Origin of the sequence: Acinetobacter sp. PC34, assembly GCF_051789135.1 — a bacterium.
Classification (GTDB): domain Bacteria; phylum Pseudomonadota; class Gammaproteobacteria; order Pseudomonadales; family Moraxellaceae; genus Acinetobacter; species Acinetobacter johnsonii.
The window spans coordinates 2,134,286-2,158,396 of record NZ_CP196664.1 but is presented as its reverse complement, the minus strand read 5'-3'; the positions used below and the strand labels follow the sequence as shown (position 1 = coordinate 2,158,396).

The following is a 24,111-nucleotide window of genomic DNA, read 5'->3' as shown; positions in this document are numbered from 1 at the left end:
TGCGAGGATGGCGGTATCTTATTGATCCGCCATCAGAGTGTCAAGTAGGTGTGGTGCGAGTTTGTTCAAAATATAACAGAACAGTTCGGCGGTCTTTTGAGTATCGTATAAAGCCGAGTGGGCCTCTTTACCATCGAACTCTATCCCAGCTTGAATACATGACTTCGCAAGAACAGTCTGACCAAACATCACAGCACTTAGGGTGACGGTGTCAAATACTGAAAAACTGTGAAATGGGTTTTGATTTTTAGTACCTGTACGTGCAATCGCTGCTTGTACAAAGCCTAAATCAAAGTGGGCGTTATGACCGACCAAGACCGCATGTGTACAGTTCTGTTGGCGACGGACTTCATTGACGGCTTTAAAAATACGTTTTAATGCTGTTTTTTCGTCTTCAGCCATGGCCATGCGCATGGGATTAAAGGGATCAATACCAATAAAGTCCAGTGAACGACGGTCTAGATTTGCACCTTCAAAGGGATTGATATGCGCATGATGTGCAGGGCCCGGTACAAATTGACCTTCTTCATTATAAATAATCGGAATTGCAGCAATTTCCAATAAGGCATCGGTCTGTGCATTAAAACCTGCTGTTTCGACATCGACAACAACAGGTAGAAAACCACGGAAACGCTGACCAATTATTGGCAATGTTTCATTTGTCACACTTTTCTCCATTGAATGGTTTTACCCGCATACAGCGGAATAATCTGTTCACCATCCAAATAGTCTAAACTCTCAGGGATGACTTGGTCTTCTTTTACCAGTGTAATTGTTGAAGTATTGCGCGGTAGACCGTAGAAGTCTGCACCAAAGTGGCTGGCAAAACCTTCAAGGCGTTCAAGTTTACCCACTTGATCAAAGGCTTGAGCATAAAGTTCAATTGCCGTTGGTGCGCTGTAGCAGCCTGCACATCCACATGCATTTTCTTTGGCATTTTTAGAGTGTGGTGCACTGTCTGTGCCTAAGAAAAACTTAGGGTTGGCACTGGTCGCAACTTCGAGCAAAGTTTGCTGATGGGTTTGACGTTTTAAAATGGGTAAGCAATAGAAGTGCGGTTTAATGCCACCAACCAACATATCATTGCGGTTAAACAGTAAATGCTGCGGGGTAATGGTTGCAGCGACATTGCGGTCTTGTTCTAAAACAAAGTTGGCCGCTTCACTGGTGGTAATGTGTTCTAAAACCAATTTCAGTTTTGGAAATTGCTTTAGCAACGGAGAAAGAACTTCGTCTAAGAATCGCTTTTCACGGTCGAAAATATCGACATGATTGTGTGTGACTTCACCATGCAGCAGTAATGGAACCTGATGTTCTTCAAGTTGCTCAATAACGGCATAGACTTTACGAATGTCGCTTACACCATTGTCTGAATTGGTGGTCGCGCCAGCAGGGTAGAGTTTAATCGCATTTACAAACTCAGAGTTTTTAATTTTCTTGACTTCTTCAGGTGAAGTTGTGTCAGTAAAATACAACACCATACGTGGGTCGAAAGCATTACCTTCTGGTACGTGCGCCATGATGCGTTCACGGTACGCATTCGCTTCCTCAACCGTTTTAACAGGCGGTACGGTATTTGGCATACAAATAGCGCGTGAAAACTGTTGGGCTAAATCGGGAACCGTACGTTGTAATGCAAGACCATCACGAAGGTGAGCGTGCCAATCATCTGGCTGGAGAATCGTAATCGTATTCAAGGCGATTTCTGTCAAAGAAATAAAACAGATGATAATGCATATGCGCCAAAAATGGTAATGACAAATAAAGGCATCTTGTCTGATTATTATGATTTATCTTTGTAATTTTGTGTTATTTTTAGGCAACTACAAGAATTAAATCTGGTCTGGTATGGAATATAAATACAACCTCGCCAAACTTCAGTATGACAAAGAAAAAATGGAAGAGCTGATTACACGACACAACCGTCGCATTGGTCAGGTTTTTCCTCAGAAATTAGAACAAGAGTTTTGGCGATTAAACTTAGAGCGCGCACGTCGCAATATTAATGACTTTCTTTGGTCTGGTGTTTTGGCTTATTTTATTTTCGCCATTTTGACGATTCCGGGGGATTACTGGATTATTGAACAGTCTCACTTTAAACAAGATTTTATTCATTGCTTATTGGGGCTGCTAAATGGTGCAGTTTGTCTTTTATTTCTTTATGTTTTTTCACATTTTGTCAAGCTGAAGCCTTTTTTTGCCTATGCAGCCATGTTTGCTGTGTTTTGGGCCGTGGTCTCGACGACTTGGTTGACCATATCGGTGCATACCGAAGCTTTGCGTCATCAAGCGATGATGATCATTTGCATGATTTATGTCTTGGGGTATTTGCTGACTGGGGTAAAACCAGGATATGTTTTTATGACTGGTATGGCAGCCGCTGGGGTTTCATTTTTAGTCCTGATTTCGACTCTGGTCAAGTTTGATGCGATCGTGATGGGGCGTGTAATGTTTGGTAGCTGTTTGCTGGGGTTTATCATCAGCCGTATGATCTACGCCCGCGAGCGCATCATTTTTTTAAATATTCGTCGCGCTAAAATTAGTGAAAAAATACATCGAATACATACTTCAGAATTGCTGCATTTGAGTCAGAATGATGAGCTGACGAAGATATCAAATCGGCGTAATTTTGACGAAATGATGGATACTTATTATGAGCAATCACGTCAGGATGAAACACCCTTGTCGATTTTGTTTATTGATGTTGATTTTTTCAAAAAATATAACGACTGTTATGGTCACCAAAAGGGCGATGATGTGATTTCATCGATTGCAAAATCTATTAAAAATGCGATTCGGCATATGGATTTTGTGGCGCGTTATGGCGGCGAAGAGTTTGTGGTGTTATTACCTGAAACTGATGCACATGGCGCTTATGCGGTGGCTTCAAATATTTACCGAGCGATTGAACGTTTGGAAATTCCGCATCAAATGTCTGAAGTATCTCCATTTGTCACCATTAGTTTAGGAATTACGGTCTTTAAAGGTGAGGTGGATTTGAGTAAAGTCGAGTTGCTGGGTATCGCAGATCAGGCTTTATACCGCGCCAAGCAATTGGGGCGTAACCAGATTTATTATCAGCCCTTAACCACATCGACTTGTATAGAATGAATCGCTAAAATAAAAAAAACCGCTCTTATGAGCGGTTTTTTTGACATTCAACAAACTTATTTGTTTTTGTCTTTTAACTGTGGAACAGCAGAACCAGTACCTACAGCTAATAAACCAGTATTGGTATAAATACCAAGTTTCGCACGAGTATCTGTGATGTCCAAGTTACGCATAGTTAACTGACCAATACGGTCCATTGGCGTAAACATTGAATCGCCTTTCTCCATCGTCAAACGCTCAGCTTCATAAGTGAGGTTTTCAGACTCAGTGTTCATGATGGTGTAGTCATTACCACGACGAAGCTCTAAAGTCACAGTACCAGTGATGGCTTTGGCAACCCAACGCTGTGCAGTTTCACGAAGCATTAATGCTTGAGAGTCGAACCAACGACCTTGGTAAAGTAAACGACCTAAACGTAGACCGTTAATACGGTACTGTTCAATCGTGTCTTCGTTATGAATACCAGTAACCAAGCGCTCATAAGCAATATGTAGAAGTGCCATACCTGGTGCTTCATAAATACCGCGAGATTTTGCTTCAATAATACGGTTTTCGATTTGGTCAGACATACCTAGACCATGACGACCACCAATACGGTTGGCTTCAAGAATGAACTCAACAGGGTCTTCGATACGTTGACCATTAATTGCAACAGGGAAGCCTTCTTCAAAAGTAATCGATACTTCTTCAGCTTTAACTTCTACGTCGTCTTTCCAGAATGCAACGCCCATGATTGGGTCAACAATTTTGATCCCTGCATTGAGGTATTCAAGATCTTTTGCTTCGTGGGTCGCACCCAACATGTTTGAGTCAGTTGAATACGCTTTTTCTTTTGACATTTTGTAGTCAAAGCCGTTGTCGATCAAGAATTGCGACATTTCAGCACGGCCACCTAATTCATCAATAAACGTTTGGTCTAACCAAGGCTTATAGATTTTAAGTGCAGGGTTGGTCAACAAACCATAACGGTAGAAACGTTCAATATCGTTTCCTTTATATGTTGAACCATCACCCCAGATGTTGACATCATCTTCTTTCATTGCGGTAACAAGCATAGTCCCTGTTACTGCGCGACCCAATGGCGTCGTGTTGAAATACGGTACACCACCAGTTGAAATGTGGAACGCACCACATTGAATTGCAGCAATACCTTCAAGTGCAAGCTGTAAACGGCAGTCAACTAAGCGAGCTTTGACTGCGCCATACGCTTCCGCTTTTTTTGGAATCGCATCGTAGTCGTCTTCATCAGGCTGACCTAAGTTTGCTGTATAAGCATAAGGTTCTGCGCCTTTTTGTTTCATCCACAAAAGTGCAGCTGAAGTATCTAGACCACCAGAGAAGGCAATACCAACTTTTTTGCCAACTGGGACATTCTGCAAGATAGTTGCATTATCAGTCATTGTTAATCCTAACGATATAAATATAGGCACCGAGAATGGGTGGCCTGAAAGAATACATATGTCCGCGATTGTAGCACTTTTCCAAATGGTTTTTCTAAAAAATCATAGGGCTTTAAAAATATTAAGGCTCATGTGCATATCGATACTGTTGAAAAAAATCTGGATAAAATCGGTTTCTATATTGTGTGCTCAATTTTTGTCTTTTTAGAAGATGTTTAGGCTGTAAATTAATCAAAAAAGTGGGGAGGTTGGTTTGGTTTTAAATTGGTATTACCAATATTGTGTGATTTTTCCATTTTTTGAGTATTAAGCTGGATTTAAGTTCGGTGATTATTTTTTATATTATTAGACTAAAGTCTAAAATTAGCATTATTTTCATAAAAATATCAGTAAAAACAATGATATTAATTTGATTGAAATATGATCGTGTTTATAAAGGTAGTTGATATTGGTCATACCAATATTAACTTTTAATTGAAGTTTTACTTCATTTTAAATCAAAATAAGCCAAGTATAAGTCATTATTGGTTTGTTTCTCTTTACGGTTGCTCATATTGGTCTGTCCAATATTGGCAAAAGTGCCAATAATATGCTCAAAATTAAATCTTAGTAAGCATTTCAAGGAGATGACAATGCTTCAATGGCAGCAAATGTATGACCCGATGGGGAATATTTGGATTTCAAGTCTAATTGCACTGATTCCGATTATCTTCTTCTTTTTGGCGCTCGCGATATTTCGTTTAAAAGGCAGTGTGGCAGGTACGATCACTGTTGTACTTGCACTTCTTGTCTCTTTATTTACCTATAAGATGCCGGTGCTGATGGCATTCGCATCGATGGCTTATGGTTTCCTCTACGGTTTATGGCCAATTGCATGGATCATTATTGGTGCGGTATTCCTGTATAAAATTTCAGTGAAGACAGGCCAGTTTGACATCATTCGTTCTTCTATTCTCTCAATTACTGAAGATCAGCGTTTACAAATGCTGTTGGTGGGTTTTGCTTTCGGTACTTTCTTAGAGGGTGCTGCAGGCTTTGGTGCTCCTGTGGCGATTACTGCAGCATTATTAGTCGGTTTAGGCTTTAAACCGTTATATGCAGCAGGTCTCTGTCTAATCGTAAACACAGCACCTGTGGCTTTTGGTGCAATGGGTATTCCAATTATTGTTGCTGGACAAGTCTCTGGTGTTGATACGATGGAAATCAGCCAAATGGTGGGCCGTCAGCTACCATTTATGGTGCCAATCGTGTTGTTCTGGATTATGGCAATTATGGACGGCTGGCGCGGTGTTAAAGAAACATGGCCTGCAGTTGTGGTGGGTGCAAGTAGCTTTGCAATTGCACAATACCTAACTTCTAACTTTGTCGGTCCAGAATTACCTGATATTACGGCTGCAATTGCATCCTTGGTTTCTTTAACGATTTTGTTTAAATACTGGCAGCCGAAGCACATTTTCCGTTTTGCAGATCAAGACGCAACGATGAGTGAAGATGTGGCTGCACAAAAACAGCAAAAATACACTGTAGGACAAATTGCAAAAGCATGGTCTCCATTCGCGATTTTAACTGTGATGGTGACGATCTGGAGTGTGAAACCGTTTAAGGATTTATTTGCCAAAGACGGTGCATTGCATGATCTCGTGATTTCAATCAAAGTGCCATTTTTGCATCAAATGATTCAAAAAATGCCACCCGTGGTTGCTGAAATTAAAGACTATGACGCGATTTACAAGTTTGATTGGATCTCGGCTACAGGAACTGCGATCTTTATTGCAGCATTGATCACAATTGCCTATTTGAAGATGAAACCGAAAGATGCTGTGGTAACTTTTGGTGAAACTCTGAATGAGTTGAAAGTTCCCATTTATTCAATTGGTATGGTGTTGTCTTTTGCTTTTATCGCAAATTATTCGGGTATGTCTTCGACCTTGGCTTTGGCTCTTGCACATACAGGTTCGGCATTTACGTTCTTCTCGCCTTTCTTGGGTTGGTTGGGTGTATTCCTCACGGGTTCAGATACCTCTGCCAATGCACTGTTTTCAGCACTTCAGGCTACTACAGCTCAGCAAATTGGTGTGCCAGAAGTTTTACTGGTGGCAGCAAATACCAGCGGTGGTGTGACCGGTAAGATGATTTCACCGCAATCGATTGCGATTGCGTGTGCGGCAGTAGGACTGGTTGGTAAAGAGTCTGATTTATTCCGTTTTACCTTAAAACACAGTATAACGTTCACAATTATGATGGGTATTATGATTACCCTACAAGCCTATGTGTTCCCATGGATGATTCCATAACACAAATTGTGTATCAACGTTAAGGAAAGCAGATGAAAGTCTCCGATAAAGCTGTACAAAGCCTGCGTGTATTGATTGAACAAAGCAATATGCAAGTTGGAGACCGTCTGCCTGCTGAAAGAAAACTGTGTGAACAGCTTCAAGTCTCTCGCTCTTCTTTAAGAGAGGCCATTTCGCAGTTGACCAGCATGGGTATGTTGGTCAGCAAAGTGGGAGCGGGAACTTTTTTAAAACAATTACCAGCAACTTGGTCCAGTTATCAAATCGTACAACCGATTAGTAATTTGATAAGTGAAGATCCTGCCTACCGATTTGATGTGCAAGAGGCGCGCATTATTTTAGAAGGTGGAACAACTTGGTATGCAGCACAACGCGCAACCCAAGAAGATCTGGTGAACATCCGACATCATTATGATCAGATTAACCATTTTCAGGCTTTGGGAAATGATGACGAGGCGGCTCGTGCAGATGCGAAATTTCATTTAGCGATTGCTGAAGCATCTCATAATTTGGTTTTGATTCAGATGATGCGTGGTCTGTTTGATTTGTTGCAGTTCAACGTCGCTTTGGGACGCCGAAAAGTCTATAGCGAAGCACACCGGTTTGATCAATTGCATGATCAGCACTTTCAAGTCATGAATGCAATTGAACGTCGTGATCCAGAAGCTGCACGTAAAGCAGTCTGTGGACACATTGAGTTTGTAGTACAACAGGTGCGAATGATTGATGAAGAAGAAGCTCGTCGTCAGCGCGCCAGTCGATTAAACAGGATATAAGCATGATTATTTCTTCTGCCAATGACTACCGTGAAGCGGCACGACGTCGTTTACCGCCATTTTTATTCCATTACATCGATGGTGGTGCGTATGCAGAATATACCCTGAAGCGTAATGTAGAAGATTTATCAAAAATAGCTTTGCGCCAGCGTGTACTGAACGACATGTCACAGTTAAGTTTAGAGACCAAACTGTTTGATGAAACTTTGTCGATGCCTGTTGCATTATCTCCTGTCGGTTTAACAGGCATGTATGCACGCCGCGGCGAAGTTCAAGCTGCGGTCGCTGCAGATAAAAAGGGTATTCCGTTTACGCTTTCTACCGTTTCAGTATGTCCAATTGAGGAAGTGGCGCCTGCGATTCAGCGTCCAATGTGGTTCCAGCTCTATGTGCTGCGTGACCGTGGTTTCATGAAAAATGCTTTGGAACGTGCTAAAGCGGCAGGCTGTTCAACCTTGGTATTTACCGTGGATATGCCTGTACCGGGTGCGCGTTACCGTGATGCCCACTCGGGTATGAGTGGCCCAAATGCAGCAATGCGTCGTTATATGCAGTCGTGTTTCCATCCACATTGGGCATGGAATGTCGGCATGATGGGACGTCCGCATGACTTGGGCAATATTTCTAAATACTTAGGCAAACCTACAGGTCTAGAAGATTATATTGGTTGGTTAGGTTCTAACTTTGATCCGTCTATTTCGTGGAAAGACCTTGAGTGGATTCGTGAGTTTTGGGATGGGCCAATGGTCATTAAAGGAATTTTGGATCCTGAAGATGCCAAAGATGCAGTGCGTTTCGGTGCAGATGGGATTGTGGTTTCAAACCATGGTGGTCGTCAGCTGGATGGCGTTTTATCTTCTGCACGTGCACTTCCACCAATTGCAGATGCAGTGAAGGGTGATATTAAAATCCTCGCGGATTCGGGTATTCGTAATGGTTTAGACGTGGTACGTATGCTGGCGTTGGGTGCGGACACGTGTATGCTCGGTCGTGCCTTTGTTTATGCTTTAGGTGCGGCAGGCGGTGAGGGTGTTTCAAATCTGCTTGATTTAATTGATAAAGAAATGCGTGTGGCAATGACTTTAACAGGTGCAAAAACCATTGCTGATATTACGTCTGACTGTTTAGTGAAGTTAGAACGAGAGTTGGCTGAGTAAAACTCTCTAATAAAAGCGAATGAATATAAAGAAGCATCCTTTGCCTCATTTTGAATTAAAAAATTTAAGTTCAATTGCGTAGGCGATACCTTACTTTTCAAAGATGAAAAGTAACAAAAATCTTTTGTTGGGCGAGGGGTAGGTCCTGTACCCCGCCCAACGCCGGCATCCATGCCGCCACACGACATCGAATACCGTGATTAATACGCTTAAAAAATGAATGTGTTATTTCATAATCTAGCTTTATTGAAAAGCTCAAAAAATTAATGGGCAGGATATAAAATGCAATCCAATTTAGACGCACCGCAAACTATTCAAAAGCTCATCACTATTGTGGGTAAACAACACGTTTTAACTGACGATAAAGACACACGTTTATACCGCCAAGGTCGTCGTTACGGTGCAGGGAAAGTACTCGCTGTTGTTGCACCAGGGTCATTACTGGAACAGTGGCAAGTACTGCAAGCGGCTGTTGATGCAGATTGTATTGTGATTATGCAAGCAGCCAATACAGGTTTGACTGGTGGTTCAACACCTTTTGGCGATGACTATGACCGTCCTGTGGTTCTGATCAGCACGCGTCGTTTGGTTGGCATTCAGGTCATTAATGACGGTCAGCAAGTGATTTGTCTACCTGGTGCAACATTAGATCGACTTGAAAAAGAATTGGTGCCATTTAATCGGGAGCCACACTCGGTGATTGGTTCATCGTGTATTGGAGCTTCAGTTTTAGGTGGCGTCTGTAATAACTCAGGCGGTGCTTTGGTTCGCCGTGGTCCTGCTTATACTGAGCTGGCATTGTATGCCCGTGTTAATGATGATGGTCAGTTAGAGTTGGTTAATCACTTGGGAGTGAACCTAGGCGAAACACCTGAAGAAATTCTAAGCAAGCTTGAAACGAAAAATTATCAAATCGGCGATATTATTAATAACTCAGGCTGCTGCGCATCGGACCATCGTTATGGACATGATGTTAAACAAGTTGATGAAAATACGCCCGCGCGTTTTAATGCCGATCCATCTCGTTTATATGAAGCATCGGGTTCGGCGGGTAAAGTGTGTGTTTTTGCCGTACGTTTGGATACCTTTGAAAAAATTCCAAGCCAAGTATTCTACGTGGGTACAAATTCACATGATGATTTGACTGAAATCCGCCGTTTTTTACTAAAAGATTTGCCGCGATTGCCGATTGCAGGGGAATACATCCACCGCGTGGCTTATGACATTGGGGCAGAGTACGGTAAAGACACCTTCATGTTCATTGAAAAACTCGGCACAGCCAAAGTACCTGCTGCATTTGCAATGAAAGATAAGGTCGATGCGTACTTAGAAAAATTTGGTATGAAAGGTCTGTCAGATAAAGTTTTGCAGCTGGTGACCAAATTCATGCCCAATCATTTACCGAAACGGATGAATGCTTTTCGTGACCTGTATGAACATCATTTGGTTATTCGGATTGAAAATCAAGATGTCGAGACAGTTGAAATCTTTTTAAAACGTTATTTCCAAGATAAAACCTCAGGTGATTTTTTCCACTGTACCGAGGAAGAAGGACGTAAAGCATTTTTACATCGCTTTGCCGTTGCAGGTGCAGCAATTCGCTATCGGGATACGCACCGTTCAGAAGTTGAAGATATTGTAGCTCTGGATATCGCATTGCGTCGTAATGATCGAGAGTGGGTGGAAACCTTACCCAAAGAGATGGATGATCTGATTGTTCATAAGCTCTATTATGGTCACTTTTTATGTCATGTGTTTCATCAGGACTATATTGTGAAAAAGGGCGTGGATCCTTTGGCGATGGAACACCAAATGTGGCATTTACTGGATGCACGTGGGGCCGAATACCCAGCCGAGCATAATGTCGGACATTTATATGTAGCAAAACCTGCACTACGAACGCATTATGAAAAGCTTGATCCAACCAATAGTTTTAATGTGGGTATTGGTCAAACCAGTAAGCTGAAGCATTGGCAGTAAAGGGCTTTGGTCTAAAAAACTAAACCAGTGAGGGCAACGTCACTGGTTTTTTTATTGTCGTATGTTTTTGAGAGTTCAGTCGGATTGACCGTAGATGCCAAGAATTTTTTATAAATTGTCATCCCAATATTTTAAAAAACAGCTAAAGTAGTATGCAACAAGTTGCAAAGCCAAAGATAAGGATTCATGATGACAACCAATAGCTATGCACATATTTTAAAACCCTTACATTTGGGTTTTACCACCATTAAAAACCGTGTGGTGATGGGCTCCATGCATACGGGCTTGGAAGATCGTTTTTATAATTATCCAAAATTGGCTGCATACTTCGGTGAGCGTGCTAAAGGCGGAGTCGGCCTGATCATTACAGGCGGGATTTCTCCAAACCGTCAAGGTTGGCTTCTTCCTGCGGGCGGGACGATGAATACGCTGGGGGATATTGCTCCGCATCGTTTAGTGACCCATGCCGTACATAAGCATGGCGCAAAAATTTTAATGCAGATTTTGCATGCTGGACGTTATGGCTACCAACCTTTTGTTGTGTCTGCCAGTCCAATCAAGTCGCCGATTTCGCCTTTTAAACCGCGTCAAATGTCTGAAAAGCAAATTTTAAATACCATTGATGACTATGTTAACTGTGCCAGTCTTGCCAAAAAGGCAGGCTATGACGGTGTAGAAATTATGGGTTCAGAAGGTTATTTACTGAATCAATTCTTAAGCCGTCATGTGAACCAACGTGAAGACCGTTGGGGCGGGCCGATTGAAAACCGTATGCGTTTTGCGGTCGAAATTGTCAAAGGGATACGTGCACAAGTCGGCGAGAAATTTATTATTTGCTTCCGTTTGTCATTGCTCGATTTGGTGCATGACGGCAATACCATGCAAGAAGTGGTTACGATTGCGCAAGCACTAGAAAAAGCAGGCATTACCTTATTGAATACAGGAATTGGCTGGCATGAAGCGCGTATTCCGACCATTGTGACTTCGGTGCCACGTGCTGCTTTTGTTGACTATACTGCGGAAGTGAAAAAGCACGTGGCTGTGCCAGTGATTGCTTCAAACCGTATCAATATGCCAGACACGGCAGAAGAGATTTTGGCATCGGGCAAAGCCGATATGGTGCAAATGGCGCGTCCGTTATTGGCTGATGCTTTTTGGGTGAATAAAACAGCGACCAATCGTGTCGATGAAATCAATACGTGTATCGCTTGTAACCAAGCATGCTTAGATCATACCTTTAAAAACCAACGTGCTACTTGTTTAGTTAACCCGCGTGCAGCGTTTGAAACTGAGTTGGTTTATTTGAAAGCGAAACAACCGAAACGAGTTGCGGTTGTGGGTGGTGGCGTCGCAGGTATGTCAGCCGCGACAGTTGCAGCCAGTCGTGGACACCAAGTGACTCTGTTTGAAGCAAGTCATGAAGTGGGTGGACAGTTCAATTTGGCAAAAGTTGTACCCGGTAAAGAAGAGTTTCATGAAACCATTCGCTATTTCAAAGTACAGATTGAAAAAACTGGCGTCGACTTACGTTTAAACACCAAGGTGAATCGTGAGCAGCTTGAGCGTGAAGGCTTTGAAGAAATTATTATTGCAACAGGTGTTGTGCCACGCGTATTACGTATCGAAGGGAGTGATTCACCGCAAGTCTTGTCTTATGCAGAAGTGTTACGCGGCGCACCTGTCGGTCAAAAGGTTGCAGTGATTGGTGCTGGAGGGATTGGTTTTGATGTGTCTGAGTATTTATTGAAACCAGAGCATCAACCTCAGCCACAACCACTTGCAGATTGGCAACGTGAATGGGGCGTAGATCCAAACCCGAATTATGTTTCTGAAGGAGGCACGCAGGCCGCAGAAGTTCATCCGCCTGTTCGTGAGATTTATTTATTACAGCGTAAAACCTCTGCACTTGGAGCAGGTTTGGGCAAAACTTCGGGCTGGGTACACCGTGCACAGTTGAAAAAGCATGCAGTACGTATGTTACGTGGGGTTCAGTACAAAGCTGTGACTGATGAAGGGCTTTGGGTGGATATGGCAGGACAAGATCAATTGCTACGTGTCGATACTATCGTTGTGTGTGCAGGGCAGGAGTCTGTAAAGGATCTGATGCCAAGTGCTGAGCAAAATACACTAGCGAATTATCACATTATTGGTGGTGCTAAACTGGCTGCTGAGCTAGATGCGAAGCGTGCGATTCGTGAAGGTGCTGAAATCGCTTCGAAATTATAAACTTTTGATGAAACAATATGCAGTTGATTGCTTTGACGGTAAGTTTTACTTGTCATCAAAACAAAAGCTCCGTATGATGGCGCACATGGAAGCGTGGCAGAGCGGTTTAATGCACCGGTCTTGAAAACCGACGAGGGCTTATACCCCTCCGTGAGTTCGAATCTCACCGCTTCCGCCAAATTTAAAAAGCCCTCTGTAGTTACAGGGGGCTTTTTTTTTCATATTTTTCTCACAAATTAATCCATATTACTGATAAAAAATAGCCGTGTGATTGAAAGTCTCAACTTTTAGGAGTTAGGGGCATCCTCGATGATTAATATTAATTGGCTCTGAGTATTTAGATCCAAATGGCTCTCGTCTATGGGCATCAAAAAGGACAAATTTTACATAGTCCTATATTCTAATCCATGAAACTTTTCTTCAAAGTGAATGAATTTTTCAACGTCATTTTAAGAGTAATTGTGAAAATGATGGAGTTTTGGAGTCTTGTGGAAACGTACATATGTAATGGTGTCGGAAGTACTCAGATGTCAGTGTAGGGTAAAAATTAGGTTTTTATATTTTTGATATGATCATAATAATGTTTATGAGATCGCAGAGGATGAGGTGTAGCTATGAGATCAAATGGGCTTTGTTGCACAAACATTCAAAAGCTAAACTTCTTCCAAGTTATCTAAATTTAAGTGGCAACTTGGGTGTGAGGTCGACCTAAATCTGTAAATTTATTTAATACGGCCACACGTGCATGAATCTCATTGACTTGGCTTTGAAAGTTTCTCGCACGGAGTTTATCGCCTAATAATTTGATGCAATGCATCTTGGTTTCTATCAGACTTCTGCGATGATAGCCTGACCAATTTTTCCATATTGTTCTTCCTAAACGTTTAACTGTTCGAAGTAATTCATTTCGCTCTAGCGAGCTGGTCTTTGTATCTTTCCAAGGTTTCGCATTTTTTCTTGGCGGAATCACCGCATGTGCTTGTCGGTCTGCAATTACTTGACGGCATTGCTTGGTGTCATAAGCCCCATCAGTATAGACAGAGTCAATCTGCTCATCTTGTGGAATCTGATCGAGTAAATCACCAAGCACTTGTGAATCACTCACATTATTTGTAGTGAGTTGAATAGCGCGTATTTGAAGGGTTTCAGCATCTATACCAATATGAAGTTTACGCCATTGGCGACGATATTCAGGTTGGTGTTTCTTACGCTTCCATTCACCTTCGCCTAGAAACTTTAAGCCAGTAGAATCGACGAGTAGCTGGAGACCATTACTGCTTTTTTGATAGTTAATTGCAATATCAATATGCTTTTGTCTTCTGCAGATGGTGGAATAGTCTGGTGCTGTCCAATCTAATCTACAAAGATGAATGAGATTTTGCACAAAGCCAGTGACCATGCGTAAAGAAAGACGAAATAAGGATTTGATCATTAAACAGCATTGGATGGCTGTATCTGAATAAGTTTGATTTCGACCATGTTTACCTTTGGGTTGAGCGTACCATTGAGTCTTGGGATCAAACCAAATTGAGAGATTTCCTCGATTTATTAATGCACTGTTATAAGAAGACCAATTGGTTGTATGATAGATTTTAGGTGTGGGCTTATTCATTTGAGAATTATATTGTGGAATAAGCCTTTAGAGATAGGTTTGTGCAACAAAGCCCACCAGTACTGAAAGCAGCAACGACAGAAGCTTTAGGTAAAGGTTTACCTTTAGTTGATTATTCTGAAGATCAAATGGCAGTCGAAATTGGATTAGGCAAACAATTGTCGCCAAATTTAGCAATTGCAGTCTCTGGTTTATGGGACTCAGGTGCAGGTGACCCCGCACCAACTTTAGGTCCTGTGAAGGGTTATTGGGGTGCTGGTTTGGCTGCTAAATACAATATTAGTCAAAAAATGGCTTTCAGCGTAGGTGGTCGCTATATGTGGTTTGGTGATGCGGAAGGTGAAACTTCGGATCGTCGTATTGTTGGCGAGTTTGAGGACAATACAGGCTATATCGTGGGGATGAAACTCTCTTATAAATCTAAATAATTATCTCGCTTATTACTTGCTTGAGGTTTTGCCTTCTCTCTGAAATGTTGGGAGAAGGTTTTTTTATAACAGTATTAAATTATTTGTCTAGTTGTTTGTACTATCATAGCGTTTACGGAGTTGACTTTATATTTTTCAGTATTTTGAACGAAGTAAATCTATATTAAACAATTCTTTAAAGTATTCGGTTTTTTACCATGAAGATGAAACATCGTGACTGTTTATTCAGATGTATTGCAGAGCAACATAGTGTTGAGCTTGTGCAACGGTTATCATAGAGTCAACAAAGCGTTGGAAGACATTATGAAAATCGTGGCAGATGAAAATCTCGCATTTACCGATTATTTTTTTGCCGAATTTGGTGAAGTTGAGCACAAAGCAGGGCGTACTTTAACGCATGCCGATGTTGTAGATGCCAAAGCACTGTTGGTGCGTTCCGTAACTCAAGTCAATCCAGCATTAATCAATAACACCACACTTCAATATGTGGGTAGTGCAACGATTGGTACAGACCACTTAGATATTAACGCTATTGAAAAGCAGAATATTCAATGGGCGAATGCTGCAGGTTGTAATGCACAGGCGGTGGCTGAATATGTGATTACGGCTTTGCTCCATCTCAAGCCAGCATTGCTGAATGCTGAAGAAAGTTTTACTTTAGGGATCATTGGTCTAGGAAATGTCGGTTCTCGCTTAGCTTATATGGCCAAACTATTGGGCTGGAATGTGATCGGTCATGATCCTTTTGTACAGCAAGATACGATTCAGCAGGTCAATTTAAATACCCTATTAAGCACTGCCGATGCAATTTCATTGCATGTACCTTTAACCAAAACAGGACCACATCCAACCTATCATTTATTCAACGCCGAAGCTTTCGCTGCGATGAAAGCGACAGCAATATTGATTAATTCTGCACGTGGGCCTGTGATTGAAGAGCAAGCTTTATTGGCCGACATCGAAAAAACGCAGCGCAAAGTGGTACTAGATGTCTTTGAGCATGAGCCTGTGATTTCTGAACAAGTGTTGAATGCTGTGAGTCTGGTGACACCACATATCGCAGGTTATAGCTTAGAAGGCAAAGCGCGTGGTACACAAATGATCTATGAGGCTTTCTGTAAAACTTTCCAATTTGAAGCAGATAAAAGCTTCGAGTCGCAGTTGCCTGTATGTGCTCAATATTTTGAAGGGCAAGATTTGAAATCTGCACTTCAACAGCATTTAAGGGAAATCTACCCGATTGCACGAGATGACCAAGCCTTACGTGCTTGCTTAAAAGAGGGAATGATTGACCAAAAAGCCTTTGATCATTTAAGAAAGACCTATCCATTACGCCGTGAATGGGCTGCACATGGAGGGCCGAAGGCATGAGTCAGGACGTGATCCATTATCAGCCAACCTGTGACTTAAAAGCCATGCGAGCGCGTGCGCAAATGTATAGCCAAATTCGTCAGTTTTTTGCTGAACGTGAAGTGCTTGAGGTTGAAACCCCGGTTTTATCTCAAGCTGGTGTGACCGATGTGCATTTGGCTTCGGTTCAAGCGCAGCGCCATGTACAAGGCAAACAACAAACGCATTATTTGCAGACCTCACCTGAGTTTGCCATGAAGCGTTTATTGGCCAGTGGTAGTGGGCCGATTTATCAAATCTGTAAAGTTTTCCGTGATGATGAACATGGTCGTAAACACAATAGTGAATTTACCATGCTGGAATGGTATAGACCGAATTTCAGTTTGAAGGATTTGATGTTTGAAGTGACAGATTTATTGAATGTCACATTAAAGCAGCGTTTTGGTGAGGTTCGCCCTACCATTTTGAGCTATAAGCATGCGTTTATGGATCGTTTGGATTTGAACCCACTGCAAGCCAGTTTGAAAGAGTTAAAAGACTGTTGTAATCGCGTAGGTTTAAATTTGGACTTGGGCGATGACCGACTTGGCTATATCGATTTGCTCTTTTCACATTTTGTAGAACCAAGTCTAGGTTTTGATACGCCCGTATTTCTAACCGATTTTCCACCAGAGCTAGCCTCGCTTGCCAAAACTAAAACGGATGAAGACGGTGAATTGGTTGCAGCACGTTTTGAGCTGTATATTGAAGGTTTGGAACTCGCCAATGCTTATGATGAGTTGATCGACGCAGAGGTGTTGCGTTCGCGTTTTGAAGCCGATAATGCTGAACGTGAAAAATTAGGCTTACATGTGATGCCAATTGATGAGTTTTTATTGACTGCTTTGCCTCAAATGACCGCATGTGCAGGTATTGCTTTAGGTGTGGATCGTTTGTTAATGATTGCAACAGAACACATGCAGTTGGAAAAGGTGATTACCTTTCCCGCATCCATTTCTTAAGTGAAATTAAATAAAGCGCCGATTGTGGCGCTTTATTTGAGTCGATCAAGGTTTAACTGTATTGAGCCTTCAGTTCTCCAATTGCGTGTATTCGACGTTCAATCAGCATTTCACCGATATCCGGGCCTTTAATATCCGCAGGTAGGTCTTGTGCTTTGATATTTCGCACAACATCCATCACCTTTAAAATATATGCCGACTGTGGGTATTCACGATCTTCAAGCCCTAAACGACCACGTGAGTCACATTCACAGGCCTGCACAAAGGCTTCAACCCGTTCTGGACGACGTAGTACATCTAAGCGTTGCAGTAAGCGCCATAAAGTGCCTGGTTTTAAGGTTAGAGCTTGATGACATTTCAAATGTTCTTTACAGACCGTAATTGCGAGCTGTTTCATCTGCGTTGGAACTTTTAGACGTTCACACACTTCTGTCACAGGTTTGACCCCACGTTCTTCATGCATGATATGACGCGGTAGCTCGTCCACAGGTGTCAAAGCTTTGCCTAAGTCATGCACTAAAACAGCAAAACGAACATCCAATGCGTAGTTGGCACGACATGCTTGCTGCAATGACATCATGGTATGAATACCGCAGTCAATTTCAGGGTGATACTCAGGGCGCTGTGGAATACCGTAAAGTGCCGCGATTTCTGGAAAAAGTACTTTTAAAGCACCACAGCGACGTAGCACTTCAAAATATTCATCGGCATGATCTTCCATCAGAGCACGAGAGGTTTCTTTCCAAATGCGTTCAGGAGTTAGTGCCTCCAGTTCACCCGAGTCTGCGAGTTGCTGCATCAGTGCCAACGTTTCTTCGGCTACCGTAAATCCTAGGGTTTTATAACGTGCAGCAAATCGTGCAACACGGAGGACGCGTAGAGGGTCTTCTACGAAAGCATCAGAAACATGCCTTAAAACACGCAGCTCTAAGTCGCGCTGGCCACCATAGGGGTCATACAGTGTGCCTTCATCATCCATGGCGATGGCATTGATGGTGAGGTCGCGTCGAATTAAATCTTGTTCTAGGGTAACGGTACTGTCGGTATAAAACTCAAAGCCATGATAACCATGCCCTGACTTACGTTCGGTGCGTGCCAGCGCATATTCATCTTTGGTTTCAGGATGTAAAAAAACAGGAAAATCTTTACCTACAGGTTGGAAACCTTGGGCAAGCAGTTGTTCAGGCATTGCACCGACAACTACATAATCTTTTTCGTGATAGGGGTGACCCAGAAGCTGATCTCGGACCGCACCGCCTACTAAATAAACTTGCATGAAAAAACCTCTACTCTTACAGCCATCATGCTACAGAATAGAGGTTTTCTCAAGTCACAAGATGCGAGTACAACGACAAACAATTATTCGCCGTTTTTCTCCGCTTCTTGAATTTCAGCTACAGTTAGTGCAGTCATATTCACTAAACGACGTGTTGTGGTTGTCGGTGTCAAAATATGAACTGGCTTTGCTGCACCCAGTAGGATAGGGCCAATGGTGACATTATTACCTGACGTTGATTTCAACAGGTTAAATGAAATGTTGGCTGCATCCAAGTTCGGCATGATCAATAGGTTCGCAGAACCTTTGAAGCGTGAGTTTGAGTATGCAAAGCTACGAATGTTTTCATCCAATGCTGCATCCGCATGCATTTCACCTTCAACTTCAAGTTCTGGCGCGATTTGCGACAAAATCTCAAACACTTTACGCATTTTTTGTGCGCTTGGGTCGGTCTGGTCTGAACCGAAGCTTGAGTGAGATAGTAGCGCAACACGTGGTGTCATACCAAAACGACGCACTTCTTCAGCGGCTAAAATAGTCATTTCAGCCAGTTGTTCAGCCGTTGGATTACGGTTGATGTAAGTGTCAGCAATAAACAGGTTGCGGTCTTCAAGCATTAAAGCATTCAATGTAAAGAAAGAGTTGTGACCTTCTTTTTTACCAATGATGTTTTTAACGAAGTCTAAGTGGATATCGTAGCTTGAATACGTACCACATAGCATCCCGTCTGCTTTACCATGTTTCACTAACATCGACGCGATCAAGGTCGAACGACGACGTGCTTCACGTTGTGCATATTCAGGTGTTACACCTTTACGCTGCATAAGCGTGTAGTAGTCATCTGCAAACAATTCGTAGTCAGGATTTTTTTCTTGATCGACAATCGTGATGTTCACACCATGTTCAAGACGTAAGCCTAACTTTTTAATGTTCGCTTCAATAACCGCAGTTCGACCGACTAAAATTGGTTTTGCAAGATCTTCATCGACCGCAATTTGTACTGCACGAAGTACGCGTAGGTCTTCACCTTCAGCATAGGCAATACGTTTTGGGTCGGATTTTGCTTGAGCAAAAATAGGCTTCATCATAAATGCAGAGTTGTAGACAAACTCAGACAGACGCTGACGATAAGCAGAGAAGTCTTGAATTGGTCGATCAGCTACACCAGAGTCCATTGCTGCTTGTGCGACAGCAGGTGCAATTTCTAAAATCAGACGTTGATCGAGTGGACGTGGAATAAGGTAGTCACGACCAAAAGATGCTGATTTTTCACCATAAGATGCTGCATCTGCTTCAATGTGTGCCATACGCGCAATTGCATAGACACATGCGATTTTCATCTCTTCATTGATCGTTGTTGCACCTACATCAAGAGCACCACGGAAAATGTAAGGGAAGCAAAGTGCGTTGTTCACTTGGTTTGGATAGTCTGAACGACCTGTCGCCATGATCACGTCATCACGAACTTCATGTGCATGTTCAGGAAGAATTTCAGGATCTGGGTTAGCAAGTGCGAAGATAATCGGATCTTTCGCCATGACCTTAACCATTTCTTTGGTTAAGATACCCGCAGCAGATAAACCAAGGAACATGTCTGCGCCTGCAATCACGTCAGCCAGTTGAGTGCCTTCGATATCTTGCACATAACGTTTTTTAGACTCATCTAAGCCTTCACGTTTCGTGGTGAGCAGACCGCGAGAGTCAGCCACAACGATATTTTCTTTCTTCGCACCAATTGCACAAAGAAGATCTAAACAAGATAATGCTGCAGCACCTGCGCCTGAAGCAACAATCTTGATTTCATCAATTTTTTTGCCATTTAACTGCAAAGCGTTTAGCAAAGCAGAACCGACAATAATAGAAGTACCATGTTGGTCGTCGTGGAACACAGGAATGTTCATGCGTTCACGTAGTTTTTGCTCGATATAGAAACACTCTGGTGCCTTGATGTCCTCAAGGTTGATACCACCAAAAGTCGGTTCTAATGCAGCGACAATGTCCACGATTTTGTCAGGATCATTTTCTGCAATTTCGATGTCAAAAACGTCAACACCAGCGAATTTTTTAAACAGTACGCCTTTACCTTCCATAACAGGTTTAGACGCTAAAGGACCAATGTTACCAAGGCCAAGAACGGCTGTACCGTTACTGACCACAGCAACTAAGTTACCACGCGCTGTGTAAAGCGCCGCAGTAGACGGGTCGCGTTCAATCTCTAAACATGGTGCAGCAACACCTGGTGAATAAGCTAAAGCTAAGTCACGTTGGTTGACCAGCTGCTTGCTTGGTGTAACGCTGATTTTCCCTGGAGTTGGAAATTCGTGATAATACAAAGCTTGCTGTTTTAATGATTGATCGTCCATCTGAATCTCTTTGTAGCGTGGGTTAGCCAGCGGAGCTGGTGGTTTTTTAGTAGACAAGACCGAATATACCATTAGTTGCTGGTATATCCCAGTGATAGCTGGTGCTTTTTAAGGCAAACTTAGAGCTAAAACAGTCTGATTTATATTAAGTATGTATAAGAGGGCGTATCTAGATGATCTCTTAAGTATTGGGTAGCATCGAGCTGTGGAAGAGGTTTTGAAAATAAATAACCTTGCGCGATATCACATTCTAAGTTTTGCAGGTAACTCAGTTGTTGTTCGGTCTCAATTCCTTCCGCCACCACGGTCATACCCATGGCTTTCCCCATGGCAATCATGGCACTCACAATAGCTTCTTGTTTGCAGTGCCCAATTTTTGAAATGAAGCTTCGATCAATTTTTAAAGTATCGATTGGGAAGTCAGTGAGGTAAGACAGCGATGAATAACCTGTGCCAAAATCATCTAAAGAAATGTGAATGCCACGCGATTTGATGGTTTCAAGGAGGTTCTTCACCGCTTCTGAGTTTTCAACCAAAGTGGATTCTGTAATTTCTAATTCGAGACTACTACCACTGATTTTGTATCGATCAAGAGCCTCATCTAAGTCTTTTAAAAGCTGTCCACGTTGTAATTGTTGAGCAACCACATTGACCGAGACGCAGATATTATCAAAACCCAATTTATTCCATTCTTTGATTTGCTTTGCGGTTTGTAAAATTACAATGCGGCCAATGTCTGAAATTAAGCTGGTTTTTTCTGCCATCGGAATGAAGAGACCTGGCGGCACAATGCCTTTGCTTGGGTGGTTCCAACGTACCAACGCCTCAAAACCATAAATTTTCTGATCGTGAAAGTTGATTTTGGGTTGGTAGTAAACCACCAACTCATTGTTTTGTATCGCTAGTCTTAAATCGCGCTCTAAATAAATCCCTTCTTCTAATGCAACGGTATTACTCAGGCTGTAGAACTTGGTCGCATTTCCACCTAAACGTTTTGCTTCACTCAGTGCTTGTTCTGCACAGTTGTTTAAGTAGTCAAGTTGACGACCATGTTCAGGGTACTGCGAAATCCCCATTGAAAGCGTAATAATGTGCTCTTGACCAAAAATATCAAAAGGTAGACTAAAGGCTTTGTTAATGCGATCGATATGTTCCTGAACGGAGGGGCGAATATGAGAGACCTCATATACAATTGCAAAATCGTCACCATTTAAGTGAGCCACCATAAGGGCTTCAGCATTGGTTAAACGAAGGCGCTGGGCAACTTGGCGCAGCAGTTCATCGCCGCCATTATTGCTTAAGAATTCATTCAATGGACGGAAACGGTCAATATTGAGTCGAATAATCGCCAGTTGTTTAATGCTGTCTTGTTGAGAAACCAAATATTGATGAAGCTGATAGTTATAGTAAAAACGGTTGGGTAGGTCGGTCAGCGTATCGTAGTTTTCTAAATAGGATAAACGCTGTTCTTGCAGTTTGCGTTCGGTTAAATCGGACACGATACCAATATAATGTGTGACACGATCTTGCTCATCGGTAATAGCATTCAGATGCATCCAAATACACAGCTCTTTGCCTGATAGGAACTTTTCATTAAGTTCACCGTCGTATTCGCCTTTTTTTAGGAGCTGTCCAATGATTTGGTTATGTGTGCTGCGTTGATGCGACTTATAGTTCGCAACAATATCAAACAGATGTTTGCCATTAATTTGTGCAGCTTCAAAGCCAGCCAAACGTTCAAAGAACGGATTTACGTCGATATAACGCAGGTCTTCATCTAAGATGAAAATCCCTTGTTCAGCTTGTTCAAGTACGCTCGCTGCTAGTCGCAGACGTTCTTGGTTGCTTTTTTCATGTTGAATGTCACGTCGAATACCGACCATTTGTAACGGTTTTTGATTGATTGGATCGCGAGCAATGACACGCCCAGTGTCATGTACCCAGTACCATTTCCCGTTATTGTGTTGCACACGGTAAGTGGCTTCATAGCGGTCTGAATGACCCCGTAAATGACTTTTCATTGCAGATTTAAACGGGGCAATATCATTTGGATGAATTAGATACTGAAGCTGAAGTTGATGCTCTGTGGAATTTTTAAGTACTTTTTCTTGTTTGTGATTGGTCAGGGAAATGAGCCGATCTTTAATATTCCAATCCCAAGGACGAATACCTGAAATTTCATGGGCAAGCGATAGGTTTTCTTGCTTATTTTTTAAGTCTTTATTGATTTGATTTACATCAAAGGTTCGTTCACGTACTTTTTGCTCAAGCAATTGATTATTCAGTTGTAACTGTTGTTCAATTTCTTTGGATTTATTCACTTCGTTTTGTAGCTGTTTGCATAAATCATCGGTCCAAGAGACTTGTTTTTCAGCTTCTTTTTTGAGCTCTCGATTTTTAATTGAGAGACGAGATAAGTGCTGATTAATACGGTTGGTGGCATTGGCACAGAGCAAAATCACAATCAGAATAAAGTTCACAGCAAGGTGAAAAAGAGTGTGATTGGCATCGAAGTTGATAAATTGCGAGAGGACATAAGGGGTGATGGACGGAATAAAAACCAAACAAAAATAACTAATGCGCTGCGTTAAATAGGTAAGGCAAACGGTCTGTGTGACAATCACTAAAAGTGCAGACAAGAGTAGGGCATTTGTATAGTTAAAATTGCCAGATAGGCTGGGTAAATAGTAATAGATACAGACGACGCCTGCTGCAACCAAAAGACCAATACTTAAACAGATGCCTTGAATCCAGCGGTGTGCATGTTTGGCAGAGTGATTTTTCGGGTTGAAATACACGGTGTTCACGAGCCAAAAAATGCTGAGAATAAACTCAGAAACAAAAAACCACAGGTTAAAATAAAAAGAATCTTGAGAAAAATTATAGTGATATGCGCAGAAAATATAAAAATTTAGAATCAGTAAACTACTGATGAGGAAACGAAGATGGCTAATGGAATGCGATATTTGCGCAGTCTGCAAGTGCCGATCAAGATTTTCTGTAGAAATATCTGGCATGAATCGCGAAACCTTATTTTTTTTATGACCCAATGGCATTGTGTTGTGTCTTTTTTCAAATTTAAATACATTGTGTAAAACACAATCAATTTATATTTTGATATAAGTCAAGGGTAATAT

General features: G+C 42.1%; 16 protein-coding genes and 1 tRNA gene. 10 read left to right on the top strand and 7 right to left on the bottom strand.

What is annotated here, in order from left to right; genetic code table 11:
* Positions 1-18 precede the first annotated feature (18 nt).
* Together rnt and pyrC are read right to left on the bottom strand one after the other, a co-directional pair.
* Complete coding sequence (gene rnt, locus ACSC9N_RS10525) at positions 19-678, bottom strand: ribonuclease T (RefSeq protein WP_010326367.1); 660 nt, start codon at positions 676-678, stop codon at positions 19-21.
* Positions 663-1,697, bottom strand: a complete 1,035-nt coding sequence (pyrC, locus tag ACSC9N_RS10520; RefSeq protein ID WP_010326368.1) for a dihydroorotase — start codon at positions 1,695-1,697, stop codon at positions 663-665. The genes rnt and pyrC overlap by 16 nt, the downstream gene beginning before the upstream one ends.
* 151 nt (positions 1,698-1,848) lie before the next feature.
* Here pyrC and ACSC9N_RS10515 point away from each other — a divergent pair, with 151 nt between their 5' ends.
* Entirely contained in the window at positions 1,849-3,111 is a 1,263-nt protein-coding gene (locus ACSC9N_RS10515; protein WP_010326369.1) for a GGDEF domain-containing protein, read from the top strand.
* 56 nt (positions 3,112-3,167) lie between these two features.
* Here ACSC9N_RS10515 and argG read toward each other — a convergent pair whose 3' ends face one another.
* On the bottom strand, positions 3,168-4,511 hold the full coding sequence (gene argG / locus ACSC9N_RS10510) for an argininosuccinate synthase (RefSeq protein ID WP_004694013.1): 1,344 nt from the start codon (positions 4,509-4,511) through the stop codon (positions 3,168-3,170).
* A 626-nt stretch (positions 4,512-5,137) separates the two neighbouring features.
* Between argG and lldP the strand changes: the two genes are divergently transcribed.
* The 6 genes from lldP (at position 5,138) to ACSC9N_RS10480 (ending at position 13,122) form a co-directional block, all read left to right on the top strand.
* Positions 5,138-6,805 (top strand): L-lactate permease, encoded by a 1,668-nt coding sequence (lldP, locus tag ACSC9N_RS10505; protein ID WP_171056716.1) that lies wholly within the window; start codon positions 5,138-5,140, stop codon positions 6,803-6,805.
* A gap of 32 nt (positions 6,806-6,837) precedes the next feature.
* Complete coding sequence (gene lldR, locus ACSC9N_RS10500) at positions 6,838-7,581, top strand: transcriptional regulator LldR (protein WP_010326372.1); 744 nt, start codon at positions 6,838-6,840, stop codon at positions 7,579-7,581.
* A 2-nt stretch (positions 7,582-7,583) separates the two neighbouring features.
* Positions 7,584-8,738 carry an FMN-dependent L-lactate dehydrogenase LldD gene (lldD, locus tag ACSC9N_RS10495; protein ID WP_005399760.1) on the top strand — a complete coding sequence of 385 codons (1,155 nt, stop codon included), beginning with the start codon at positions 7,584-7,586 and terminating at the stop codon, positions 8,736-8,738.
* A 282-nt stretch (positions 8,739-9,020) separates the two neighbouring features.
* Positions 9,021-10,718, top strand: coding sequence for a D-lactate dehydrogenase (dld, locus tag ACSC9N_RS10490; RefSeq protein ID WP_010326373.1), 1,698 nt, complete (start codon positions 9,021-9,023; stop codon positions 10,716-10,718).
* Positions 10,719-10,907: 189 nt separating this feature from the next.
* The gene (locus ACSC9N_RS10485; protein ID WP_010326374.1) at positions 10,908-12,944 is read left to right on the top strand and encodes an NADPH-dependent 2,4-dienoyl-CoA reductase; all 2,037 of its coding nucleotides are present in this window, start codon (positions 10,908-10,910) and stop codon (positions 12,942-12,944) included.
* Positions 12,945-13,031: 87 nt separating this feature from the next.
* Positions 13,032-13,122, top strand: a tRNA-Ser gene (locus ACSC9N_RS10480).
* A gap of 501 nt (positions 13,123-13,623) precedes the next feature.
* On the opposite strand, the gene ACSC9N_RS10475 is transcribed toward ACSC9N_RS10480, so the two are convergent.
* Complete coding sequence (locus ACSC9N_RS10475; RefSeq protein ID WP_131230075.1) at positions 13,624-14,556, bottom strand: IS5-like element ISAha1 family transposase; 933 nt, start codon at positions 14,554-14,556, stop codon at positions 13,624-13,626.
* Positions 14,557-14,597: 41 nt separating this feature from the next.
* On the opposite strand from ACSC9N_RS10475, the gene ACSC9N_RS10470 reads away from it, so the two are divergent.
* The 3 genes from ACSC9N_RS10470 to epmA all read left to right on the top strand — a co-directional run bounded on the left by ACSC9N_RS10470 (position 14,598) and on the right by epmA (position 17,335).
* Positions 14,598-14,984, top strand: a complete 387-nt coding sequence (locus ACSC9N_RS10470) for an aromatic hydrocarbon degradation membrane protein (protein ID WP_010326375.1) — start codon at positions 14,598-14,600, stop codon at positions 14,982-14,984.
* Positions 14,985-15,287: 303 nt separating this feature from the next.
* Positions 15,288-16,355 (top strand): 4-phosphoerythronate dehydrogenase, encoded by a 1,068-nt coding sequence (locus ACSC9N_RS10465; protein ID WP_010326376.1) that lies wholly within the window; start codon positions 15,288-15,290, stop codon positions 16,353-16,355.
* The gene (gene epmA, locus ACSC9N_RS10460; RefSeq protein ID WP_010326377.1) at positions 16,352-17,335 is read left to right on the top strand and encodes an EF-P lysine aminoacylase EpmA; all 984 of its coding nucleotides are present in this window, start codon (positions 16,352-16,354) and stop codon (positions 17,333-17,335) included. The genes ACSC9N_RS10465 and epmA overlap by 4 nt, the downstream gene beginning before the upstream one ends.
* A 52-nt stretch (positions 17,336-17,387) precedes the next feature.
* Here epmA and ACSC9N_RS10455 read toward each other — a convergent pair whose 3' ends face one another.
* The 3 genes from ACSC9N_RS10455 to ACSC9N_RS10445 all read right to left on the bottom strand — a co-directional run bounded on the left by ACSC9N_RS10455 (position 17,388) and on the right by ACSC9N_RS10445 (position 23,991).
* A complete protein-coding gene (locus ACSC9N_RS10455) occupies positions 17,388-18,611 on the bottom strand; it encodes a multifunctional CCA addition/repair protein (RefSeq protein WP_010326378.1) in 1,224 nt (407 codons plus the stop codon).
* Positions 18,612-18,694: 83 nt separating this feature from the next.
* A complete protein-coding gene (locus ACSC9N_RS10450) occupies positions 18,695-20,974 on the bottom strand; it encodes an NADP-dependent malic enzyme (RefSeq protein ID WP_010326379.1) in 2,280 nt (759 codons plus the stop codon).
* A 140-nt stretch (positions 20,975-21,114) separates the two neighbouring features.
* Positions 21,115-23,991 carry a bifunctional diguanylate cyclase/phosphodiesterase gene (locus ACSC9N_RS10445; RefSeq protein WP_010326380.1) on the bottom strand — a complete coding sequence of 959 codons (2,877 nt, stop codon included), beginning with the start codon at positions 23,989-23,991 and terminating at the stop codon, positions 21,115-21,117.
* Between the last annotated feature and the right edge of the window lie 120 nt (positions 23,992-24,111).